This window comes from Klebsiella sp. LY, from assembly GCF_004010915.1.
In the GTDB taxonomy this organism is placed as follows: Bacteria; Pseudomonadota; Gammaproteobacteria; order Enterobacterales; family Enterobacteriaceae; genus Klebsiella; species Klebsiella quasipneumoniae.
The window spans coordinates 336,449-358,959 of sequence record NZ_CP022444.1 but is presented as its reverse complement, the minus strand read 5'-3'; the positions used below and the strand labels follow the sequence as shown (position 1 = coordinate 358,959).

At 60.3% G+C, this 22,511-nt stretch carries 23 protein-coding genes; 6 read left to right on the top strand and 17 right to left on the bottom strand.

The annotated features are described in order from the left end of the window. Positions 1–7: 7 nt before the first annotated feature. The 5 genes from CE636_RS04560 to CE636_RS04540 are packed head-to-tail and all read right to left on the bottom strand — an operon-like array spanning position 8 to position 4,938. Positions 8–1,402, bottom strand: a complete 1,395-nt coding sequence (locus CE636_RS04560) for a GntP family permease (RefSeq protein ID WP_196531944.1) — start codon at positions 1,400–1,402, stop codon at positions 8–10. A 44-nt stretch (positions 1,403–1,446) separates the two neighbouring features. Beyond that, positions 1,447–2,370: a 3-hydroxyacyl-CoA dehydrogenase family protein gene (locus tag CE636_RS04555; protein ID WP_017899573.1), complete on the bottom strand. Its 924-nt coding sequence runs from the start codon at positions 2,368–2,370 to the stop codon at positions 1,447–1,449. 11 nt (positions 2,371–2,381) lie between these two features. Beyond that, a complete protein-coding gene (locus CE636_RS04550) occupies positions 2,382–3,563 on the bottom strand; it encodes an acetyl-CoA C-acetyltransferase (RefSeq protein WP_017899572.1) in 1,182 nt (393 codons plus the stop codon). Between the two features lie 9 nt (positions 3,564–3,572). Further along, entirely contained in the window at positions 3,573–4,229 is a 657-nt protein-coding gene (locus CE636_RS04545) for a CoA transferase subunit B (RefSeq protein ID WP_017899571.1), read from the bottom strand. 1 nt (position 4,230) lies between these two features. Further along, entirely contained in the window at positions 4,231–4,938 is a 708-nt protein-coding gene (locus CE636_RS04540; protein WP_004202983.1) for a CoA transferase subunit A, read from the bottom strand. A gap of 140 nt (positions 4,939–5,078) precedes the next feature. On the opposite strand from CE636_RS04540, the gene CE636_RS04535 reads away from it, so the two are divergent. Further along, on the top strand, positions 5,079–5,969 hold the full coding sequence (locus CE636_RS04535; protein WP_017899570.1) for a LysR family transcriptional regulator: 891 nt from the start codon (positions 5,079–5,081) through the stop codon (positions 5,967–5,969). A 44-nt stretch (positions 5,970–6,013) separates the two neighbouring features. On the opposite strand, the gene CE636_RS04530 is transcribed toward CE636_RS04535, so the two are convergent. Further along, positions 6,014–6,154: a hypothetical protein gene (locus tag CE636_RS04530; RefSeq protein ID WP_002908189.1), complete on the bottom strand. Its 141-nt coding sequence runs from the start codon at positions 6,152–6,154 to the stop codon at positions 6,014–6,016. A gap of 289 nt (positions 6,155–6,443) precedes the next feature. Between CE636_RS04530 and CE636_RS04525 the strand changes: the two genes are divergently transcribed. Further along, on the top strand, positions 6,444–7,352 hold the full coding sequence (locus tag CE636_RS04525; RefSeq protein ID WP_004202981.1) for a DUF535 family protein: 909 nt from the start codon (positions 6,444–6,446) through the stop codon (positions 7,350–7,352). Between the two features lie 60 nt (positions 7,353–7,412). Here CE636_RS04525 and CE636_RS04520 read toward each other — a convergent pair whose 3' ends face one another. Continuing rightward, complete coding sequence (locus CE636_RS04520) at positions 7,413–8,630, bottom strand: MFS transporter (protein WP_004202979.1); 1,218 nt, start codon at positions 8,628–8,630, stop codon at positions 7,413–7,415. 236 nt (positions 8,631–8,866) lie between these two features. Then, on the bottom strand, positions 8,867–9,328 hold the full coding sequence (locus tag CE636_RS04515) for a winged helix-turn-helix transcriptional regulator (RefSeq protein ID WP_017899569.1): 462 nt from the start codon (positions 9,326–9,328) through the stop codon (positions 8,867–8,869). Between the two features lie 60 nt (positions 9,329–9,388). Between CE636_RS04515 and CE636_RS04510 the strand changes: the two genes are divergently transcribed. From CE636_RS04510 to chrA, 4 genes are all read left to right on the top strand, one after another. Next, positions 9,389–9,625 (top strand): tautomerase family protein, encoded by a 237-nt coding sequence (locus tag CE636_RS04510; protein ID WP_004202976.1) that lies wholly within the window; start codon positions 9,389–9,391, stop codon positions 9,623–9,625. 197 nt (positions 9,626–9,822) lie between these two features. Continuing rightward, a complete protein-coding gene (locus CE636_RS04505) occupies positions 9,823–11,016 on the top strand; it encodes an MFS transporter (protein ID WP_017899568.1) in 1,194 nt (397 codons plus the stop codon). A gap of 129 nt (positions 11,017–11,145) precedes the next feature. After that, positions 11,146–12,105, top strand: a complete 960-nt coding sequence (locus CE636_RS04500) for a chromate resistance protein ChrB domain-containing protein (RefSeq protein WP_017899567.1) — start codon at positions 11,146–11,148, stop codon at positions 12,103–12,105. After that, positions 12,074–13,441 (top strand): chromate efflux transporter, encoded by a 1,368-nt coding sequence (gene chrA, locus CE636_RS04495; RefSeq protein ID WP_017899566.1) that lies wholly within the window; start codon positions 12,074–12,076, stop codon positions 13,439–13,441. The genes CE636_RS04500 and chrA overlap by 32 nt, the downstream gene beginning before the upstream one ends. A 136-nt stretch (positions 13,442–13,577) precedes the next feature. Here the strand turns inward: chrA and CE636_RS04490 are convergent, their stop codons facing one another. The 9 genes from CE636_RS04490 to CE636_RS04450 all read right to left on the bottom strand — a co-directional run bounded on the left by CE636_RS04490 (position 13,578) and on the right by CE636_RS04450 (position 22,511). After that, positions 13,578–14,060, bottom strand: coding sequence for a hypothetical protein (locus CE636_RS04490; protein WP_017899565.1), 483 nt, complete (start codon positions 14,058–14,060; stop codon positions 13,578–13,580). A gap of 108 nt (positions 14,061–14,168) precedes the next feature. Then, positions 14,169–15,533, bottom strand: coding sequence for a patatin-like phospholipase family protein (locus CE636_RS04485; protein ID WP_017899564.1), 1,365 nt, complete (start codon positions 15,531–15,533; stop codon positions 14,169–14,171). A 273-nt stretch (positions 15,534–15,806) separates the two neighbouring features. Beyond that, positions 15,807–17,228 (bottom strand): FAD-binding oxidoreductase, encoded by a 1,422-nt coding sequence (locus CE636_RS04480; protein ID WP_017899563.1) that lies wholly within the window; start codon positions 17,226–17,228, stop codon positions 15,807–15,809. Between the two features lie 26 nt (positions 17,229–17,254). After that, complete coding sequence (locus CE636_RS04475; RefSeq protein WP_017899562.1) at positions 17,255–18,070, bottom strand: ABC transporter permease; 816 nt, start codon at positions 18,068–18,070, stop codon at positions 17,255–17,257. A gap of 1 nt (position 18,071) precedes the next feature. Beyond that, positions 18,072–18,902, bottom strand: a complete 831-nt coding sequence (locus CE636_RS04470) for an ABC transporter ATP-binding protein (RefSeq protein WP_017899561.1) — start codon at positions 18,900–18,902, stop codon at positions 18,072–18,074. Beyond that, complete coding sequence (locus CE636_RS04465; RefSeq protein ID WP_017899560.1) at positions 18,899–19,882, bottom strand: ABC transporter substrate-binding protein; 984 nt, start codon at positions 19,880–19,882, stop codon at positions 18,899–18,901. Before CE636_RS04465 ends, CE636_RS04470 begins: the two co-directional genes overlap by 4 nt. Beyond that, positions 19,882–20,763 (bottom strand): creatininase family protein, encoded by an 882-nt coding sequence (locus tag CE636_RS04460; RefSeq protein WP_017899559.1) that lies wholly within the window; start codon positions 20,761–20,763, stop codon positions 19,882–19,884. The genes CE636_RS04465 and CE636_RS04460 overlap by 1 nt, the downstream gene beginning before the upstream one ends. Then, positions 20,756–21,238 (bottom strand): RidA family protein, encoded by a 483-nt coding sequence (locus CE636_RS04455; RefSeq protein ID WP_004202959.1) that lies wholly within the window; start codon positions 21,236–21,238, stop codon positions 20,756–20,758. The genes CE636_RS04460 and CE636_RS04455 overlap by 8 nt, the downstream gene beginning before the upstream one ends. Further along, a complete protein-coding gene (locus CE636_RS04450) occupies positions 21,228–22,511 on the bottom strand; it encodes an amidohydrolase family protein (protein WP_017899558.1) in 1,284 nt (427 codons plus the stop codon). Before CE636_RS04450 ends, CE636_RS04455 begins: the two co-directional genes overlap by 11 nt.

Below are 22,511 nucleotides of genomic sequence, written 5' to 3'. Positions count from 1 at the left end.
TCGGGTCTCAGACAATGCCGGTCACATAGAACGTGGCAATGACAAACAGTACCGCGAGGCTTTTGATCACCGTGATGGCGAAAATGCCGCCGTAGGCCTGGCGATGGCTCAGGCCGGTGATCGCCAGCAGGGTGATCACCGCCCCGTTATGCGGCAGGGTATCCATGCCGCCGCTGGCCATGGCGGCGACGCGGTGCAGGACCTCCAGCGGAATATTGGCGGCGTGGGCGGCGGCGACAAAGGTCTCGGACATCGCCGCCAGGGCGATGCTCATTCCCCCGGAGGCCGAGCCGGTGATCCCGGCCAGTACCGTGACGCTGATCGCCTCGTTTAACAGCGGATTGGGAATAGCCGCGAGGGCTTTCGACAGCACCAGGAAACCCGGCAGGGCGGCGATAACCGCGCCGAAGCCATACTCAGAGGCGGTGTTCATCGCCGCGAGAATAGCCCCGCCCACCGCCGTCCGGCTTCCTTCTGCCAGCCGGCCGCGAATATTGCGGTAGCCGCAGACCAGTACCAACACAATGCCGGAGAGCAGCGCCGCCTGTACCGCCCAGATGGCGGTGATTTTCCCCACCTCGGTGACCACAGGCTTCGCCAGACCCGGGAGGGTGAGCTCATGGCTGGCGCCGTACCACTGCGGGATCCAGTGGGTAAACAGCAGATTCAGCACCCCCACCAGCAGCAGCGGGGCGATAGCGATCAGCGGATGCGGCAGGTTGATGTCATCCGGGGTCTCCGGCTCATTTTGCAGGTCGGTCCCATAGCCTTCGCCGCTGGCCTGCGCTTTGCGGCGCTGGCGCTCCAGCCACAGCAAACCGAAGAGGATAATGAACAGCGAGCCGATAAGCCCCAGCCACGGGGCCGCCCAGGCGTTGGTGCCGAAGAAGCTGGTGGGAATAATATTCTGGATCTGCGGCGTGCCGGGCAGGGCGTCCATGGTAAACGAAAAGGCCCCGAGGGCGACGGTGGCTGGGATCAGCCGTTTGGGGATCCCGCTCTGGCGAAACAGCTCGGCGGCGAAAGGGTAGACGGCAAAGGCCACCACAAACAGCGATACCCCGCCGTAGGTCAGCAGGGCGCACACCAGCACGATCACCGGGATCGCATGGCGGCGTCCAAGGATGCGGATGGCGGCGGCGACAATCGACCGCGAGAATCCCGACAGCTCAATCAGCTTGCCGAATACCGCGCCCAGCAGAAACACCGGGAAATAGAGCTTCACAAAGCCGACCATTTTTTCCATAAACAGGCCGGTAAAGGCCGGGCCGACCGCGCCCGGGTCGGTGAGCAGCACCGCGCCGAGGGCGGCGATCGGCGCAAAGAGGATCACGCTGTATCCACGGTAGGCTGCCAGCATCAGTAATGCCAGCGCGGCCAGGGCTATTATCACACTCATCACGACGTCTCACTCTCATTGTTATTGTAGGGGTACAGAACGAGATACTAGGGTTTCAGGGCGAAGCGCAGCTGGTGTTCCCGGCGCGACTGGATGCGCTGGCGCCGGGCCTCGTCCCAGCGGTAAAAGCCTTGCCCGCTGCGGGCGCCGGTGTCGCCTCGCGCCACTTTCTCTGCCACCAGCGACATCATCTCGGTGCCGCTGGCCAGCTCCGGCAGCAGGTGCTGGCAGATATCCTGCACCGTCGCCAGGCCGGTCATGTCCGCTGCCTCCAGCGGGCCGACCATCGCATAGCGGCGGCCCAGCGAGGCGCGCATCACCTGGTCCACCACCTCCGGGGACGCGATGCCGCTGTGGACGATATGCAGCGCTTCGCGCAGCAGGGCGAACTGCAGCCGGTTGCCGACAAAGCCCGGCGCGGCGCGGTTGAGCACCACCGCTTCCAGCGCGCAGGCGGCGCAAAAGTCGCTCACCTGGCGCGCCAGATGAGGCAGGGTGGCGCTCCCGGGCACCACTTCCACCAGCGGGATCAGGTGCGGCGGATGCCAGAAATGGGCGATCAGTAGCCGTTCCGGGAGGCGCATGCCCTGCGCCAGCTGATCCGGCGGCAGGCCGCTGGTGTTGCTGGCGATAATCGCCTCGTCGGCGATCAGCGTTTCCAGTTCGGCATACAGGGCGTGCTTCAGCCCCAGCCGTTCGGGGATCGCTTCAATCAGCAGCGTGGCGTCCGCCAGCGCTTGCAGCGCCGGGGTAGGGGTTAGACGGCTCAGCACGGCGTCGCGGTCGGCGGGATCCTGCTGACCGCTCGCCTCCAGCTCGCGCAGGATCGCCCCGGCTACTGTGGGTACCTCGGCGAGACGTTGCGGATCGGTGTCATACAGGCGGACGGCGTGACCGTGACGGGCGAAATGGCAGGCAATGCCGACGCCCATCAGTCCGGCGCCGAGTACCGCCAGGCGTGGTGTAAACATAGTGGCTCCTGTTAACGTTGAAGGGTCATGGCGATGCCCTGTCCGCCGCCGACGCACAGGGTGGCCAGCCCTTTGCTGGCGCCCCGGCGCTGCATCTCATGCACCAGACTGACGAGGATCCGGCAGCCGGAGGCGCCGATGGGATGGCCAAGGGCGATGGCGCCGCCGTTAACGTTGACCTTCTCGCTGTCCCATTCGAGCAGCTGGCCGACGGCCAGCGCCTGGACGGCAAAGGCCTCGTTGGCTTCGATCAGATCCACCTCGTCCAGCGTCCAGCCGGCGCGCTGCAGCGCCTGGCGGCAGGCGCTCACCGGGCCGATGCCCATCACCGACGGGTCGACCCCGGCGACCGCCGCGCTGACAATGCGCGCCAGCACCGGCAGCCCAAGCTCGTGCGCTTTATCGACGCTCATCAGCAGGACCGCCGCAGCGCCGTCGTTCAGCGATGAGGCATTCCCGGCGGTGACGCTGCCGTCAGCCGGGCGAAACGCCGGGCGCAGCTGGGCCAGCTGCTGCTCGCTGGTCTCCGGGCGCGGTTGCTCATCGTCGGTCACGACACGCGGCGGCTTTTTGCCCTGCGGGACGCTGACCGGGACGATCTCCTCGCGAAAGCGTCCGGCGGCGATAGCGGCCGCCGCTTTGCGCTGGGAGCTGGCGGCGAAGGCGTCCTGGCGCTCGCGGCTGATGTCGAAGGCGTCGGCGAGGTTCTCGGCGGTGATGCCCATGTGGTAGTCGTTAAAAGCGTCCCACAGGCCGTCCTGGATCATGCTGTCCTGCAGGCTGGCATGGCCGAAACGCAGGCCGTCTCGGGCGCCATTCATCAGATAGGGAGCATTGCTCATGCTCTCCTGGCCGCCGGCGATAACGATCTCGGCGTCGCCGCAGCGGATCGCCTGCACCGCCTGCTGAACCGCTTTCAGCCCGGAGCCGCACACCAGATTGACGGTGACCGCTGGAGTGTCCACCGGCAGGCCGGCCCGCAGCGCGGTCTGGCGCGCCGGGTTCTGCCCGCAGCCGGCGGTGAGCACCTGGCCGAAAATCAGTTCATCGACCGCTGCGGCGGGCAGCTGGCAGCGTTCAAGCAGGCTGCGCACCACTGCCGCGCCGAGGTCGACGGCGGAAAGCGGGGCGAAGGCGCCGCGAAAGCTGCCGACCGGGGTGCGTACGGCAGCAACAATGGCAATATCGGTCATGGTCTCTCCTTAGCTGAAGCGCATTTCGCGCACGTCGTCGGCGACGATCAGCCGTCCCGCCGTTTTACGTATCACCTCGTCGGGGCTGACCCCCGGGGCCACTTCGCGCAGGACAAACGCCCCGTCGACAATGTCCAGCAGGGCCAGGTCGGTGAGCACCCGGCGAATGCAGCCCACGCCGGTGAGCGGCAGGGTGCACTGCGGCAGCAGTTTGGATTCGCCGTTCTTTGAGGCGTGGGTCATCACCACGATGATGTTCTGCGCGCCGGCCACCAGGTCCATGGCGCCGCCCATCCCCTTGACCATTTTTCCGGGGATCATCCACGAGGCGATATTCCCTGCGACGTCGACCTCAAAGGCGCCAAGAACCGTAAGATCGACGTGGCCGCCGCGGATCATGGCGAACGACTGGGCCGAATCGAAGATCGCCGCCCCGGTTTGCGCGGTGACGGTCTGTTTGCCGGCGTTGATCATGTCGGCGTCGAGAGTTTGCTCATCGGGAAACTCGCCCATCCCCAGCAGGCCGTTCTCCGACTGGAGCATCACTTCAATGCCGGCGGGAATGTAATTGGCCACCAGCGTCGGGATACCGATCCCGAGGTTGACGTAGTCGCCGTCGCGCAGCTCCTGGGCGACGCGCATCGCCATTTGTTCGCGGGTTAACATCTCAGTGCCCTCCGGCGCGCAAGGTGCGCTGTTCAATGCGTTTTTCGAATTGCCCGACGATCAGCCGGTCGACATAGATCCCCGGGGTGTGAATGGCGGAGGGCGGCAGTTCGCCCGGCGGCACAATCTCTTCCACCTCCACCACCGTAATGCGCCCGGCGGTGGCCATCAGCGGGTTGAAATTCTGTGCGGTATGGCGATAAACCACATTGCCGTACCAGTCAGCCTTCCAGCCCTTCACGAGGGCGAAATCGCCGCGAATAGCTTGTTCAAGAATGTAATTTTTACCGTCGAACTGGCGCACCTCTTTGCCTTCGGCGACCGGCGTGCCATAGCCGGTGGCGGTGTAAAAGCCGGGGATCCCGGCGCCGCCGGCGCGGATTTTTTCCGCCAGCGTTCCCTGCGGGGTGAGCTCTACCGCCAGCTCGCCGCTCAGCACCAGCTGTTCAAACAGCGCGTTTTCCCCGACGTAAGAGGCCACTACCTTGCTGACCTGGCGCGACTCCAACAGCATGCCGAGACCGAAGCCATCGACGCCGCAGTTGTTGGAAACCACCGTCAGCCCCTTCACCTGGCGACGCTTCACCTCGGCGATCAAATTCTCGGGTATACCGCACAGGCCGAAGCCGCCGGCGAGCAGCGTCATGCCGTCCGTTAACCCTTCCAGCGCCGCTTCGTAGCTGGCGACGCGTTTATCCAGTCCTGCCATCTTGTCTCTCCTGCCTTGCGATACCCTTATCATTGGCGCGGGCGACTGATTTGATAATTTTGAATTTGTGACTCACTCATTTGGAAATTTAATTAATTTCCTGTTAACTAATTTCTTTCAATTAGTTAACAGGATGAAAAATGAGAATGAGTGTCAAACAGTTACGCGCGTTTTTAGCGGTAGCTCACACTCTCAATTTCGCCCACGCCAGCGAAAGGCTGAATCTGTCGCAGCCAGCGCTCAGCCTGACCATCAAAGGGTTGGAGGAGGCGCTGGGGGGCGCGCTGCTGCAGCGCAGCACCCGCAAAGTGACCCTCACCCAGGAGGGGGAACTCTTTCTGCCGATGGCCCGTCAACTGCTGGCCGACTGGGATAACGTTGAGGAGGCGATGCGCCAGAGCTTTACCCTGCAGCGCGGCAAAATCTCGGTCGCCGCGATGCCGTCGTTCGCCGCCAACGTTCTGCCGGAGGCGCTGAAAGCCTTCCGCGACCGCTATGCCGGGGTGAACGTCACGGTGCATGATGTGATCAATGAGCAGGTAATCGAGATGGTGCGTGAGGGGCGGGTAGAGATGGGCATCGCTTTCGAGCCATCGCCCAACCACAACCTGCTGTTTACCCCGCTGGCGGTGGACCGCTTCGTGGCGATCGTTCCCCGGCAATCGCCGCTGGCGAAGAAAAAAAAGCTCACCTGGCAGGAGCTGTTAACTCTCGACTTTATCACCCTCCAGCGTCCCTCGGCGGTGCGCCTGATGCTGGAGGAGGCGCTGGCGCGCAGCGGGCGTCAGCTGGACGTGGCGCTGGAGAGCCACCAACTGGTGACGGTGGGGAGGATGGTAGCCAGCGGTCTGGGAGGCAGCGCGGTGCCGGCGCTATGCAAAACGCAGATGACCTCGCTGGGGGCAGTGTGCATTCCGCTCAGCGATCCGCCGATTGAAAAGTGCGTTGGGGCGATCCATGCCGGACATCTGCCGCTGTCGAAGGCGGCGCAGGCGCTGCTGGATACGTTGAAAGGGTATTTACCCACCTGAGGGGGCGTGGGGAAAAAAAACCGGCCCGCAGGCCGGTTTGATAATCAGATTTTGCAGGCGTCGCCGCAATCGTCATCGGCAACGATCGCCTGGGCTTTTTTGTCCGCTTCTTCCAGACGCTCCGCGTTGCGCTCTTCCGCTTCATCCAGGCCGCTGAAGACCAGGTTGTCGAGATCAATTTCCATAAGTTACCTATCGTTGCTGGTTTTGAATCAGCGTCAAGTATAGGGCATAACCGCCTGCGGAGGTAACCGCTCTTCGCGCCGAACGCACAGAGCGTTAAGTCCGCCGGCAGCAGATAAAACCCACCATAAATAACCGTTGACAGGATGGCGTTAGCTTTAAATATCTCCACCAGAATAATTTCCTGCCTAAATATTAAATGAAAGGACAACGAAGGTGTAATTAAGCATTGACGAATGGCTTTTATGTTAATATGGCCGCGATTATGGATGAATCTATGGATCTTAATCAATGGAACATACTGTTACAGGCGCCATCAAAGAATGGCGTAAACATAATAAAGTGATCGGTCAGGTCAAAATAAGCTATAAAAAATTCTTACGAAAATGCAGAGAGCTCTCGCTCGCAGGAGGTAAATACAGAGAATATCAAGGACTTTGCGCCAAATATCAGTGCGCACGATTGACCGCCGTGACCCAGGGACTGGTGCCTTTCGAGGATAAACCCTTTAAGGCCTATCTTAATAAACGGATGTCAAAACGGCGCAAGCTGGATATTGCCCACGGTTCGCTGAATTTTATCGAGAAAACGTTTCAGCCCGATGTGCTGCCGCAGCTCTATAACGTGGCGGATTTTGGCCGGACGATGTTTGCTATTCCTCTGAAAAATGGCGAAAAGCTTGACGTTAAGCTGCTGGCATCGCCGTTTCAGGAGGAGGGTGAGCTGATGCTGCAGCTGTTTCTCGGCGACCGGCGCGTTTATAGCGTCTGTTTTTCCTGTACCGACGATGGCCGCGCTTATATCGGCGGAATACAGGGCGGGAAAGATATCACCAATGATGAGGTGAAGGTGCTGACCAAAGAGCTGCATGGCGCGCGGCCGAAAAATATCATCATGAGCGTGCTGTATGGTTTCCTGCGTTATTTCGGCATCACTACGGTCTACGCGATCGATTCCGATTACCACGTGAAAAGCGATCTGGTGAAAGCCAGTTATTCATCGCTGTGGCTGGAAATGGGCGGAGAGAAACAGGCTCGCGGCTGGTATAAACTGCCGGCGCAGGAGATCAAAAAAAGTCTTGAAGAGGTAAAAAGTAAACACCGCAGCCAGTTTATTAAGCGCGAAGGTGTCAAAGAGCTGATTCAGCTCGAAATGGCGAACGCTCTGCGGCAAATAACCTTGAATCCGCAGATGAATTAACGCCTTTCCCACGTCAGGCAGGCAGCAGGGGGCTGTTGTCCGCCTGACGATATCCTTTCTTTACTGGCCGCTCTCGCCGATCGGCGGCGACACCGAGTTGGTGAGCAGCGGGGCGCTGCGCCACCACACTATCAGCGCGACCAGCGCGATAACGCTCAGCACGCCGAAGGCGGTAGCAAAAGAGTAGCGCCCGGCGATAGCGCCGGTTAACGCCGGACTCATCGCCGCCCCGGCGCCCTGCATTAGCATCACCACGCTTTGTCCGGCGTTAACGTGCCCGCTGCCGCGCAGCAGCGAGACGATAAAGCTGGGCACCGCCACCCCCAAAATCCCTGCCGCCAGACCATCAAGAATTTGCACCGGGACCATCATCGCCGGGGCGTCGCTGGCGGCCGCCAGCGCCGCGCGGATGGGCATGATCAGCAGCGCCAGCAGAATGCATCGCCAGTAACCATATTTGTCGATGCTGCCGGCGACCCGGATGGCCACCGGGATCATTACCACCTGCGAAATAATCACCGTGGCGGCGGCAAACAGCCCCGGATTGAGGTGTCCCGGCGCGGCGGCGATCCGCATGCTGAGCATCGGCAACAGCGCGGCGTTGGCGAGATGGAACAGCATCAGGGTCACGCCGGCGATCAGCAGCGGCGTATGGCGGAACAGGATGGCAAACCCAGGCACAGCGGGCGTGACGGCCGACTCGAGGCCGCGGGCGGCGTCATCGTCAATATCGCTGCTGCGGATTGCCAGCAGGGCGATCAGGGTAAACAGGGTGGTACAGGCCATCAGGATGAAAATGCCGCCGATGCCCCAGTACCAGGCGATGGCCCCGGCAATCAGCGCAGTGAAGAAATTCCCCGCATGGTTGAAGGCTTCGTTTTTTCCCATCTGAGCGCTAAAGCCGCGCTGTCGGGTCAGCCCAAGGGTGATCCCGGCGATTAACGGTCCGACAAAGGCCGCGCAGATCCCGCTGGCAACCTGTGAAAGGGCCACCACGCTGGTCTTCTGACTGAACCAGAGCAGGAGGGTGGTCAGGGTGATCGCCAGGCAGACCCCGGCCAACAGCACGCGCTTATGCCGCGAGGTGTCGGTGATGAAGCCGGCGGGCAGGGTCGCCAGCAGGCCGGCCACGCCGCCGACGGTCATCAACAGGCCGATGTCCTCCGCCTGCCAGTGACGCTGGGTGAGAAAGATCCCCAGAAACGGGCCGAGGCCGTCGCGAACGTCGGCGATAAAGAAGCTGGTCAAACATAAAGCCCGCAGTGAACGAAGCGACATTTTCTTCCTTTAGCATGAACGATCCGCGGATCAGCGGCGGACCAGGGCGGTCATGGCGTGCGCCACGAATAATAGCCGGGATCGGACCCGGCAGAGAGCCTCATTCTTTATCGCACCGTTCGATGAAACCAAAATGTCACCCAGTCGTCGGGTAACGTGGCAATGCAACATACCTGCTCGTCGCGGCTTCCGCCAGAGGCCTACGAAAGTTCTGTATCAGGGCAACCGCGCCGCTCTCAGCGTTCGTCTGCCTTAACGATCTGCAGCGCGGCGGGATTCGCCACGCTGCCGCTGGCGGTGACGAACCCGGGATGGACGGCCTCGCCGCTGGCGCTGTCCACCAGCGCAATATGCGGCGCGCTGTGCAGCACCTGCTGGTGGCCCCATTCCATCAGGGCGAACAGCACCAGCGCCAGGCTACGGCTTTTTTCGGTGAGAACATATTCATAGCGCTCGCGAGCCCCCGCTTCCCGATAGGGGACTTTGCGAAGCAAGCCCATTTCGGTCATGGTTTTCAACCGGGTGGTGAGCGTCTGGCGGGTGATATGGGTATGCGCCTGCATCGTTTCAAAGCGCGTCACGCCGTAAAACGCCTCGCGGAGGATCAGCAGCACCCAGCGGTCGCCCAGTATTTTGGCTCCTTCCGCCAGGCCGCACAGCTCAGGATCGAGGTAGGGCAATGATTTATTTTTTGACATCGTGAGATTGGCCTTCTACTCTGAGTTTGAAATTTAGACTTAGATGCTAAGGAGCATAGCGTGCCATTTGTTAACGTGCAAACCATTAAAGGGATCATGACCGCGGAACAGAAAAGTGAGCTGCTGCGGCGGATGACCGATCTGCTGGTGGAGATTGAGGGGCAGGGCGATCCGCAGTTCCGCCAGTCGGTGTGGATCCGCATTGATGAACATGACCCGGAGCAGTGGAGCCTGGGGGGCGTCCAGCCGACGGCCGCGATGATTGCGGCTAAATTCGCCGCGGCGCGGCGCGACTGATTCCCTGAAAAAAGCGGGCGGCGAAGCCCGGCCCGGCTATCTGGCGCAGAAGAGGGCCAGGTCGCCGGGTAATATTGCTATTCGCTATGGTGCAAAAGCGTATTTTGCGGCTAAGGTAACGGTCAGGGAACCCAACAAACAGGGCGCGATGCCAGACGACCCGCCTGGCGCCACTCTCAAACTGGTGAAAACAACGGATGTCTAGCGAACAGATGCTGCCGCTGGCGGCGCAGAACAACAATATCATCCGCCTGGCCGTCGCTCAGGCGCTGGCCGGCGCCAACTCGGTGGTGTTCTACGCCACCGGCGCTATCGTCGGCAATACTATCGCCCCCAGCCCGTCGCTGGCCACGCTGCCTATCACGCTGTTTGTGCTGGGGATGGCAGCCTCGATTCTGCCTTTCGGCGCGCTGGCGCGTAAGCGGGGCCGCAAAGCCGCGTTTATGGCCGGTACCGGCGCCGGGGTGGTTACCGGTCTGGCGGCCGCTCTGGCGGTGGTGCTGGGCTCTTTTCTGCTGTTTTGTTTCGCCGCGATGCTTGGCGGCGCCTATGCCGCGGTGGCGCTCAGTTTTCGCTTTGCCGTCACCGACGGCGTCGCTCCGGAACGTCGCGCCCGCGCGCTGTCGCTGGTGATGGGCGGCGGCGTGGCCGCCGGGATCATTGGCCCGATGCTGGTCACCGGCACCATGCACCTCTGGCCGACTCATACCTTCGCCTTCACCTTCCTCGCTCAGGCGCTGGTGGCGGCGCTCGCCGCCATTCTGCTGGCAGGCGTGACGCCAGCAGAGCCCGCGGCGGCCAGCGTTCGCGGAGGGCGGCCGCTGCGCGAGATTGTCCGCCAGCCGGGCTTTACCACCACGGTGTTCAGCGGCGCGGTGGCCTATATGGTAATGAATTTTCTGATGACCGCCGCGCCGCTCTCCATGCATATGCACGGCCTTTCCCAGCAGGCCGCCAACCTCGGGATCCAGTGGCATGTGATGGCGATGTACGGTCCGGGATTTGTCACCGGCCGGCTGATCCAGCGCTTCGGCGCAGCGCGCATGGCGGCGGCGGGATTGCTGATCACCGGCGCCTCGGTGGCGGTCGGTCTCAGCGGCGTCGGGGTGTATCATTACTGGCTGTCGCTGATTTTGCTCGGCATCGGCTGGAACTTTGGCTTCACCGGCGCCTCGGCGAAAATCATCGATTTCCACCGCCCGGAAGAGAAGACCCAGGTTCAGTCGCTCAACGATTTTCTGGTCTTCGGCGTGATGATCGTGGGTTCGTTTTCGTCCGGCGTTCTGCTCAACGCCTTCGGCTGGAACGCGGTGCTGTGGGGATCCCTGGCGCCGGTGGGGCTGGCGCTGTTCACCCTGCTGCTGCGCCCGTTATCGCCGCCCCGCGCTTAGCGCCTGGCCTGCCGCTGCGCGGGCCCTCGTTTTGTGCTTTTTAGCTATGCATTGCTGAAATTCATCTTAACCTGCGCGCGAATGAACGTCACACACGCTACATGCTGTAGTAATCTCTACATCATGACAATGCATCTCTTGATCCTTAACCTGACGACGTCTCAAGCCACGCTGCGCATGCGTGTCTGGCGAACCCTGAAGCAGAGCGGGGCGGCGATCCTGCGCGACGGGGTCTATCTGCTGCCCGACGTGCGCCAGGGCTATGACATTTTCCTCAGCACCTGCCAGGTGATCCGCGCGGAGGGCGGGGCCGGGTATGTGTTTACGATTGAGTCGGCGGAAGAGGAGGCGCTCAGGCCGCTATTCGATCGTCGCGAACAGTATGATGCGCTGTTGCAGGATCTGCTGGTGCTGCAGGAGACGTTATCCGCCGACGGACTGGCGGCTCAGCTCAAACAGCTGCGTAAAATTCAGCGTGACTACCAGCGGATCGCGGCTATCGATTTTTTCCCGGGGGCCGCCCGGGAGCAGGCCGCTGAGCGACTGGCCACCCTCGAGCAGGCGATTAATCAGCGGCTATCGCCGGACGAGCCGCAGGCGGTTGAGGGCGAACTGAGCCTTCTGGATAGAGAGGCCTTTCGCGGCCGTTTGTGGGCCACCCGCCGACGCCCGTGGGTCGATCGTCTGGCCAGCGCCTGGCTAATTCAGCGCTTTATCGACCCTGATGCGCGGTTCCTGTGGCTGGCCGCGCCTGAGGACTGCCCGGCGACGGCGGTTGGTTTTGATTATGACGGGGCGCCGTTCAGCCACGTTGGCACGCGGGTGACCTTCGAAGTTCTGGTCCGGCGCTTTGCTCTGGAGGCCGCTATCCCCGACGCTCTGGGCCGGCTGATCCACTTCCTGGACGTCGGTGGGGTATCCACCCCGGAGGCGGCGGGGGTGGAAAGCATTCTTGCAGGGCTGCGGGAAACCATTACGGACGATGACCAACTGCTGGCGGCAGCCTGCTCGCTGTTCGACGGCTTACTGAAGTCCTGTGAAATGAGGTCTGGTAATCATGAGCAAAACGGTGGTTCTTCCGCAGACTGACAGCCCTTCCGTCGTCGCTTCCGTATCCTTCTGGCAGGCATTTCGCTTCTGGCTGAAGCTCGGCTTCATCAGCTTCGGCGGACCAGCCGGGCAGATCGCCATGATGCACCAGGAGCTGGTGGATAACCGACGCTGGATCTCGGAAGGGCGATTCCTGCACGCGCTCAACTTTTGTATGGTCCTGCCGGGCCCGGAGGCCCAGCAGCTGGCGACCTATATCGGCTGGCTGATGCATAAAACCTGGGGAGGCATCATCGCCGGGGTGCTGTTTATTTTGCCCTCGCTGGTGTTGCTCATCGCGCTGGCGTGGATCTACCTCGTCTGGGGAGATGTCGCGGTGGTGGCGGGGATTTTTTATGGCATCAAACCCGCCGTGGCGGCGATCGTGCTGCAGGCGGCGCACCGCATCGGCTCGCGGGCGCTGAAAAATGGCGCCTACTGGGCCATTGCCGCCGCAGCCTTTGTCGCTATTTTTGCGCTGAACGTACCTTTTCCGCTGATCGTCCTGACCGCGGCGATCGTCGGGTTTATCGGCGGACGGGTGGCGCCGGCGACCTTCGGCAAAGCCGACGCCCATCGCGCGCAGAGTCAGCCTGGCGGGGCCGCCATTATTGATGACGCGACGCCGATCCCAGCCCACGCCCTGTTCAGCTGGCGGCGCACTGCCCGGGTGCTGATCGCCGGGATACTGCTGTGGCTGGTGCCGATGGCCACCCTGGCGCTAATGCTGGGCTGGGCGCACCCGCTGACCCAGATGAGCTGGTTCTTTACCAAAGCCGCGTTGATGACTTTCGGCGGGGCGTATGCCGTCTTGCCTTACGTTTACCAGGGGGCGGTGACACACTATGGCTGGCTGAGCGCAGGGCAGATGATGGACGGCCTCGCACTGGGGGAATCCACCCCCGGACCGTTGATCATGGTGGTGACCTTTGTCGGGTTTGTCGGCGGCTACACCAAAGCGGTGTTGGGCGTTGATGATGTGCTGCTGGGGGGCATCGCGGCGGCGTGCCTGGTGACATGGTTTACCTTTTTACCCTCGTTTATCTTTATTCTCGCCGGCGGGCCGTTTATTGAAACCACGCATAATAAAGTGGGATTTACCGCGCCGTTGACCGCCATTACCGCCGCGGTGGTGGGCGTTATCCTGAATCTGGCGCTGTTTTTTATCTGGCATAGCGTCTGGGGGCCATCAGGTTTCGACCCATGGTCTGCGGCCATTGCTCTCGCCGCCGCCGGGCTGCTGTTTCGCTATAAGTGGAAGCTGACCTGGGTACTGGCCGCCGCCGCCGCGGTAGGGCTTATCGTCCATATGGCGGGACTGTCCGGCGCAGGGTGAGGTCGGCGTTGGGCTGAAAAGGCGGGAGGCAGGGACGGTATGGGGAAAGGGGCCGATGCCTGGTGAAACAGTCGTCGGCCGGAAGGTGTGGTAATAGCAATGTCTCTATTTCTCAAAGCATCTATAAGACTTCGCGTTACCAAAAACGAGCTGCGTAATTAAAATGCTTCATCTGATGTTCATCAACATATGAGCTAGTTTCATCGGTGACTACAGGATTTGTGGAGACGGTGTTACCTGAGATATATAACGGGATGCCTGCCTTATTTTTACCTGTGTAAATCCCGGCGTGATCTCCTGGCTTTTTGCCGTTAGACTGGGCGGGATAATCTACTCTTAAAACAATATCGCCAACGGCAATGTCGGAAATATTTATTATTTTTCCGTGCGCTAATGACTCCTGATAGAATTTCGCTACGCTGGCGGTTTTAGGCAGGCCGGGAATACCAGCCTGACAGCTACACCAGTAGATAAAAGCCATACACCATGGCGAGCCGGAGGGGCTACCCACGTAGTCGAGATAGGTATTTACCATCGGGCCAGAGTTGCTGTTAAGTGGTTCCTCTTTAACATTAAGCTGACTTCTTGCTGCGTTTATTAAGTCATTACCATTAGGCATGTTCTTATCCTCATCAGGTAGATTGTTAAATTGTGGATGGCAGAGAATGATTTTTTCGAGTTTCGCTCCTTATCTGGCTGAACTTTTCTGTTTTTATCTTTGAAGTATTTATTTATTCTTGAAGTATCTATTTAATTTTGCAAGGGGAAGGCTTGTCTGATAAGCGGAAGTAATATCTCGCCTGATTTTTTTGTAATTATGCCAATCAAAATTAATAAGAAATTGATAAGCGGTTTCTGCGCCAAGTCTAAACAGTTTAAGTTTGTTGGCATCGCACATACTGAAGTCTAACCAGCCAATGTCTCCAGTGTCTATGAATGATACTAGCTTATTGTAATCAGGGTTTTTTTTAATGAAATCGTAATTCATGGCATGTCTGGCGGTGTTGAACGATTGAGCAAATATATCAAGGGTGCTATTAATTTCATGACTGTGATCGTCAAGTTGCAGTTTGACACCAAATGTGGGTCTTGCTGGAACTTTTGTGGGGTTGTGAAAAACATCAATCGGAAAGTTTGACATGATGCCGCCATCAACAAAACAAGCGATAGGTGGCGGAAATCGAGTCGCTAATCTGCTTTGAAAACTAATGCCGGTATATTTTTGCCATTTCAATTGTAGATTATTATCCATATGAGGTATTTTTACCGTGTAGGGCTGAAAAACAAAAGGGATAGACATAGAGCAGCGGCAGAACACCGCGGGATTTACATCGTTCGCTTTTTCCCAGTATAGTTCTGCCATGACAGGAAGTTCAACTTTATATTCGGTGGCTAAATCCGCTGTTATCAGGCATAAATAGTCATGATTTACATCCAGTTCATCAAGGGATTGTTTACCTTCAAGTTGGGATGATTTATCAATGCTGGTGCTTCTAAGCTTCCATCCGTATGGAGTCGTCGCCATTCTTTTTCTAAGATCGTTTACTGTATAAATATTAAAAGATGATAGCTGTTTTTTAAGCCAGGACTCAAATTCATCGCCTCTATTAAGTCCTTGCATTATTTTTAAGTTGTCCGTTGTCGTAAGAAACCTTAAAAATGCACTAAAATATTTAAATCCTGACTTGTTTTTAGAGTTCATTAAGCCTGTGGCAGTATCCATAAATTTCTTTGGGTCATAATCTCCGTCCTTTTTCCCATCAATAAATGTATTTATTGGCATATTGGCGATCATATCTATTAGGCGTTCGCTTTTTTCTTTTTCAGGTACATCTATTGCAGATAATAACAAGGCGGCAATTGAACCGGCTGACGTGCCTGCGATACCAATGAATCTTATCCCTGCTTGCTCTAAAATATATATGTAACCTACAAGGGCTAATCCGAGGACGCCGCCACCCTCCATTACCAGATCAACGTATTGATGGCCATTTTCATCAATAGTGTCACTGAATTCTTTATTGGACAGGGCGGTGGCTTTATTTTTTATTTCTTCAACTTCTTTTAGGTACCTATTCACGGATAATGACATTTTAATTTCCTTAGCAACGGATCTGATCATTGTTGATCATAAAAGGGAATTTATTGGCCGTTATCAGAAGACCTCTTTTTTGCTCAAAGAGAAAATTGAGAAAATGCTGTGAACAATTTTTAACGGCCGTCTCGTCAACTACAGAAAAGTATAACGGAGGAAACAGAGACACCACTCATTCATATGAATGAGTGACGTAAAAAACTCGCCGTGCGGGCAGGGGGAAGAGAGACGGGCCCGCTCCGCGTTAGCCCGCACGCGGAGCGGGGGCGATCAGGTCGCGGGGCTTTCGCGGGTGGCCCGCGCCAGCGGGTTGCTGTCCAGCTCCAGCTGGTCGCGCAGCGCCCAGCCGCGCAGCTTGCCGGGGTTAAGCAATCCTGCCGGGTCGAGAGATTGTTTAACCGCCACCACGTCAGGGCGGATAACCCCCTGTTTGCCGTCCTCAACCTGCAGTACGTGGGGATTGTTAATTTTGACGTCGTTATCGCGAAATATCTGCATGATCGCGTTGAGACGTTCGGGCGTGGTATAGCGCACCAGCTGCAGACCGCTGGCGGTAAGGTTGCCTTCGATATCGCGCAGAAATTCAATATGGGACATTACCTCCCCGGCGAAATGCTGCTCCATCTGTAAAATTTGCTGCGGATAGCGCAGCGGATCAAACGCCGTCTGTAGATAGGTCAGCGTATTGTCCACCTTGAGCGCATGCAGGGTGGTGTGGTTCCAGCAGTATTCCATTAACGAGGCGTTTTGCGTCCGGGCCTCGTCGCTGGTCTGACGGATGGCGTTGCTCCCGCGATGGCGCGGTAACAGACTGGCGCAGAGTCCTTCGCTCTCCTTGGCGATCAGGCTGATAACCGCATGCTGGCCGGCGCGGTAACGATCTTTCAGGTGGCTAAAATAATCGGCGATCGGCGTGGCCAGCAGCGCCACCTGGCGCTTCACCAGCCCCGGGGAGCGGACGCAGGCGTTGGCATAGTTCAGCGCATCGGCGAAATCGTCAAACACGTCCAGGCGTTCTATCCACTGGTGCGCGGGAGCCAGCGCCAGCTCAACCTCGAGAATGATGCCGTTGGTGCCGTAGGCGTGATGCAGCAGCAGCGCTTCGGGAGCCGGGATGGTCAGTACGCGAGGGACCGGCTCGACGGTCATCACTTTGACGCTGAGCACATTGCCGGGCGCCGCCAGCGGCCCATAGTTGATGGAGCCGATGCCGCCGAACCCGCCGCCGTAGAGGCCGCCCAGGCTCGCCAGGCGATAGGTCGACGGCATACAGCGCAGCTCCCAGCCCGTCGGGCGGGCGGCGGTTTCGATGTCCGCCAGGCGAATGCCGGCCTGGGCTCTCACCGTGCCGTTGCCGAGGGCGACGATCTGGTTGAGCCCGGTCATATCCACCAGCATCCCGCCTTCGAGGGGGACCAGTTGGCCGTAGTTGCCGGTGGCGCTGCCGCGCAGGGTCAGCGGCAGCTGGTGCTGCGCGCAGGCGGCGACCAGTTGCCGCAGCTCCTCTTCATCGCGCGGGCGAACCACCGCGTCCGCCTGTTTTCCCGCCAGCTGCTCGGTGAGTACCGGACTGAACCAGTGAAAATCGCGGGAAAGCCGTTTGAGTTTCGCCGGCTGCAGGGTCCACTCCAGCGCCGGGAGTGCCTGCTGGATCGCCGCCATCGCTTGTTGACGCTGTTCATCAGTCATCATTCTTTTTCCTGTTCGTCAGCAGAACATTAATGAGATTGCACGGCTTCGCTTTCATGCCAGGCGCTGAGCGCCCGGCGCGAGACCCAGGACATCACGCCGAACAGCGCAATCCCGGCGAGAGAGATCAGCAGCAGCGCGGCAAACATCAGCGGGATATCCAGCTGATAGCCGGCCTGCAGGATCTGATAGGCCAGCCCGGTATTGGTCCCACCAGTGCCGGCGACAAACTCCGCCACCACCGCGCCAATCAGCGACAGCCCGCTGGAAATACGCAGCGCGCCGAAGAAATAGGGCAGCGCCGAGGGGATACGCAGTCGCACCAGCGTTTGCCAGCGGCTGGCGTGATTGAGGCGGAAATAGCTCAGCAGGCCGGGAGAGACGCTGCGCAGTCCCTGGGTGGTATTGGAGATGATGGGGAAGACCGCCATCAGGGTGGCGCACACCACCAGCGAGAGGGTGGCGTCCTTCACCCAGATGATGATCAGCGGGGCGATGGCGACGATCGGCGTCACCTGCAAAAACACGATGTAGGGAAACAGGGCGGTTTCCACAAACCGGTTCTGCACCAGGATAAACGCCACCGCGGCGCCGATGACAATCGACAGCAGAAACGAGATCAGGGTGATCTTAAGGGTGAACAGCAGCGCCAGCAGCAGCGGCGTGAGATGCGTCCACAGGCTGTCCAGCATCACCAGCGGCGACGGCACCAGAAAGGCCGGGATGCGGAAATAGCTTACCGTGCCCTGCCACAGGAGCACCACCGCCACCGCGACGAGGGTCGGATAGAGAATTTTGAGAAAACGCGGATGCTGGATCCACGGCGTTGCGGTTGTGGTTTTCATATTATGGCTCCATACCAGACTGGCTGGCCTGCAACAGACTGTCCTGCAGCTGACGGGCATACAGGGAAAAGGCCGGACTGACGCGGAACGCCTCGCTGCGCGGGAACGGCTCCCGGATGGCGATATCTTCCACCACCCGTCCGGGACGGGCCGCCATCATGATCACCCGCTGCGAGAGAAACACCGCTTCGTGGATCGAGTGGGTGACGAAGACCACCGTCAGGTTCTGCTCCTGCCACAGACGCAGCAGATCGCTGTCGAGCTTGTTGCGCGTAATTTCATCCAGCGCGCCGAAGGGCTCATCCATCAGCAGCAGCTTTGGCCGGGTGACCAGGCCGCGGGCGATGGAGACGCGCATTTGCATGCCGCCGGAGAGTTCGCGCGGCAGGACGTCGGCGAATTTGCCCAGCCCCACCAGTTCAAGGACTTCACTCACCCGGGTATTACCTTCCGCGCGCGGCACGCCGGCCAGATCCAGCGGCAGCCTGACGTTATTGCGCACGCTGCTCCACGGCATCAGGGTGGCTTCCTGGAAGACGAACGAGAGCGGATGCTGGGCCTTTTCCCGGCTGTCGCGCCGCCACAGCATCAGCTTGCCGTCGCTGGGCTCCACCAGGCCGGCGACCATCTTCAGCAGCGTACTTTTACCGCAGCCGGACGGACCGAGCAGGGTAATGAACTCCCCCTGATTGATGGTCAGGTTGACGGGCAGCAGCGCCCGGGTGCCGTTGCTGTAGATCTTCTCCGCCGACAGCACCTCAATGGCCGGCGTGGCGGAGGTGGGCGTAAAGCGGGTGTCGCTCATCACGGTCAGTTTCGGGGCGGTATTCATGGCATCACTCCGGCGTCTTTGACCATATCCAGGGTGTAAGTCTGCTCAAACGGCACCTTGCTGGCGTCGATCAGTTTGTTTTTCACCAGCATGTCCCAGGTTTTCTTCAGCCGCGGCTCGGTGATGATGCCGATACCGCCGGTCTTAGCATCGCCGCCGGTCACCAGCTGGTAGTGCTTCATCTGGGCAATGCCAAAGGCGATCTGCTCGGCGCCCATTTGTGGATTCGCTTTGCCGATCAGATTGTTTCCGGGGGTGGGATTCTGCAGGTAGCTTTTCCAGCCCTCCATGGAGGCTTTGACGAAGGCCGCCACCGCCGCCGGACGTTTGCGGATGGTGTCCGCCATACAGATGATCGAGTTGCCGTAGGGCGGGTAGCCCCAGTCGCTGAGCGGATAGACATAGAACGGCTGCCCGCCTTTGGCGACGGAGAACGGCTCGGAGGTGACGTAGCCCTGCTGCACCAGATTTTTATCGGCGAGGAACGGCTGGACGTTAAAGGTATAGGGGCGCACTTTGCTGCCAGCCAGACCCAGCTCGCTCTTCGCCCACGGCCAGAAGGAGGTATAGGCCTCGGTGGCGAGCAGGAAGGTTTTGTCTTTAAGCTCAGCCGGGTTGCTTACTTTGTCATGGGTGATAAACACCGTCGGCGAGTGCTGGAACACGGTGGCGACGGTTACCGCATGCACCCCCGCCTGCCAGGTCTCCAGCGCCTGGCCGTTGTCGCCAAGGGTGCAGTCCGCCTGACCGGCCGCCATCAGCTGCATAACGTTGATCTGCGGGCCGCCCATTTTAATTTCGACATCGAGACCGGCGTGTTGGTACAGCCCGGTGGCCTGGGCCTGGTAAAACCCGCCGTGCTCCGCCTGGGCATACCAGTTGGTGAGAAACGTAAACTTCTCCGCCGCGAAGGAGGAGGCTGAGGTCGCGAGGGCGGCCACGGTCAGCAGGGTAAAAACGGGCGTCGATCTGGTATTCATCAGGGCTCCTTGGAATCAGCAGCGATAGAGGGGGGGAGGGACTGGACAAAGCCGTGCCAGTGCTGTTTGCCCCAGGTCGGTTCGCGACGTTCGACCCAGGCCATGCGGTGGATCTCGATGATTGCCTGCGCCCAGCTGGCGGCGAGGGAGTCGAGCAGCCCTTCGCCTTGCTCCCGCGTCGCCGGGGTCGGGTCGCCAATCACCCCGCTGGGGCCAAAGTCATACGCTGCCCATGCCGCCGCCGGGCGGCCTTTCGACAGGGTCGGGCAGGGGAATTCCGGCGGGAAGTTGGCGACCGCCCGCTCCATATGAACGCACTCCGGCGCCAGCGCCAGCATCAGCGCCGTTTCGCTATGGCCGGCGTGCATCGCCATCCGCTGTTCATGCGGGCTGAGAAACTGTTTTTCGCAGTTGGGCACGTTGAACACATCGTGCGGGATGGCGATGAAATCCCCGTGGCGCAGGCGCATTTCCCGGCAGGCGATCTGCAGGATCTGCGGCTGGCCGCCGTGGCCGTTGATCATCAGCAGCTTGCGAAAACCGGCCCGATAGAGAGATTCGGCGATCTCCAGCAGGGTATGCAGCAGCGTATCGCCGCTGAGGGTCAGGGTGCCGGGAAAATGCAGATGCTCCTCTGACTTACCGTAGACGATCGGCGGGATGGCGTAGGCCGGGATCGCCGCCGGTAGCCTGGCGAGGGCATGGCCCGCCACGCCGGAAGATATCACGCTGTCCACCGAGCAGGGCAGATGCGGGCCATGCTGTTCGATCGCCCCGGTGGGGAGGACGATAACCGTATTGCTTTTATCCGGCAGGGCGGCCACGTCCGTCCAGCTCAGGAAAGGGAGAAAGCGCGCTGCAGGAATGTAACCGTTAATCATCGCGGTGCCTCGAGTGAATTGGCTGGGGTAACCAGACGGTTGCTTCGACTTCAATCAATACCGTGGCGTCGGGCAGCATTTCGCTGACCTGCACCACGGTGGAAACGGGCGGTTGGTCGGGATAAAACAGCTTCCTGACCCGGCTGTAATAGGGAAAATGGTCAAGGTTGCGAAAGTACTGCACCAGCTTGATAACGTCGCTCATCTGCCCTCCCGCGGACTCCACGGTGCGGCGGATGCTTTCCAGGACGTACCAGCTCTGGGCGAGGATCGGCCCCTGTTTCGCATCGGTTGAAAATTCGCCGGTCGCCCCCAGCAGCTCCCGCACCGGCTCAGGCACATCCTGAAAGCCATTGACGATGGTGCCGGTCAGGGGATTGACCGGAATAATGCCGGAGAGAAAGATAAAATCGCCGGCTCTGCGCCAGGCGGCATACCGCGCCAGCGGCGCCCCCGCGCCTGCTTCAAGACTCATGTGCCATCTCCTCCTGCCACACTCGCCGGTGGGTTAACCTGCCGTGGTTAACCACCAGACGGGCGGCGCTGTTTAAAGGCCAGGTAAAGCGGTCGCTACCCGGGAAAATCACCACGCTGGCCGCCGCCCCGACGGCAAAGGGCACCGCGTCTGCCGGCGAACTGGTTAGCGCCGCGCGATCGCAGATCAGCCGCGACTGCCGGTCGAACGGGTCGCTAAGCTGGGCGCTGAACAGGCCGCAGGCCAGGGTGTCCAGCGGGTCGTAGCTTCCCGCCGGACAAAAAGCGTCCTGCACGTTGTCGCACCCAAGCAGGGTGGCCACGCCGGCGGCCTGCGCCTCGTGCAGCAGGGTGATCCCCCGCTGGCGCGGCGTGCGGCCGAACGTCGCATCCTGCAGCAGCAGGTTGGTCATCGGCAGGGCGATAAGGGTGACGCCGTGCGCCGCCAGCTGACGCAGGATTTGCGCCGCCTGCGCGTCGCTGCCGGCGGCCAGCGCGCAGCCGTGGCTGCAGCAGATATGTCCGGGGAAAGGGTGGCGGGAGAGATGATCCGCCAGCCAGGTCAGCCCCTGAGACACCTCGCTGAGCTCCTCATCGATATGCAAATCCAGATCCAGTTTCCAGCGGGCTGCGCTATGCAGCAGGTTTGCCATGGCGGCGGCGTCCCAGTTGGAGGAGTGGATGAAGCCGCCCAGCAGGCAGCGCTCCCCGCTGTTGGCGACCGCACGGGCAATGGCCTCGGCATCCGCCGGATCCTCAAACAGAGGCAGCGGGACCAGCGCCACCCGCTCCAGGGTGATGCCGCCGGTATCGAGGCGGGCGATCTCCTGCCAGGCGTCCGGCGCGTCGGTGGTAAACCAGTCGATATGGCTGCGCAAATGGGTCACGCCATTCGCTGCCGCCCGGGCCAGCGCGGCGGACGCCCGACGTTGAATATCCGCCCCGGTCCAGTGTCGGCGATCCTCATGCATGGCGTGGATCGCCGGCAGCAGCCCGGCCTGCGCCGGACGGCAGCGTTCAATGGTAAAGGTTTTATCCAGATGGGCATGGGGTTCCACCAGACCGGGGAGCGTCAACGCCCCCGCCAGATCCCACAGGCCGGGAGCCGGCTGGTCGGTTGGGGTCAATGCGGCGATCCGGCCATCGCGAAAGGCCAGGTCCGCCAGCAGCGGTTCACCGTTGGCCTGCGTCGGCCAGCCTTCGGGCAGCGCCCAGGCCGGGAGTCGGGCGCGGCTGATACCGGTGAGCGGCGCGCAAGAGGAGGAGAATGTCAT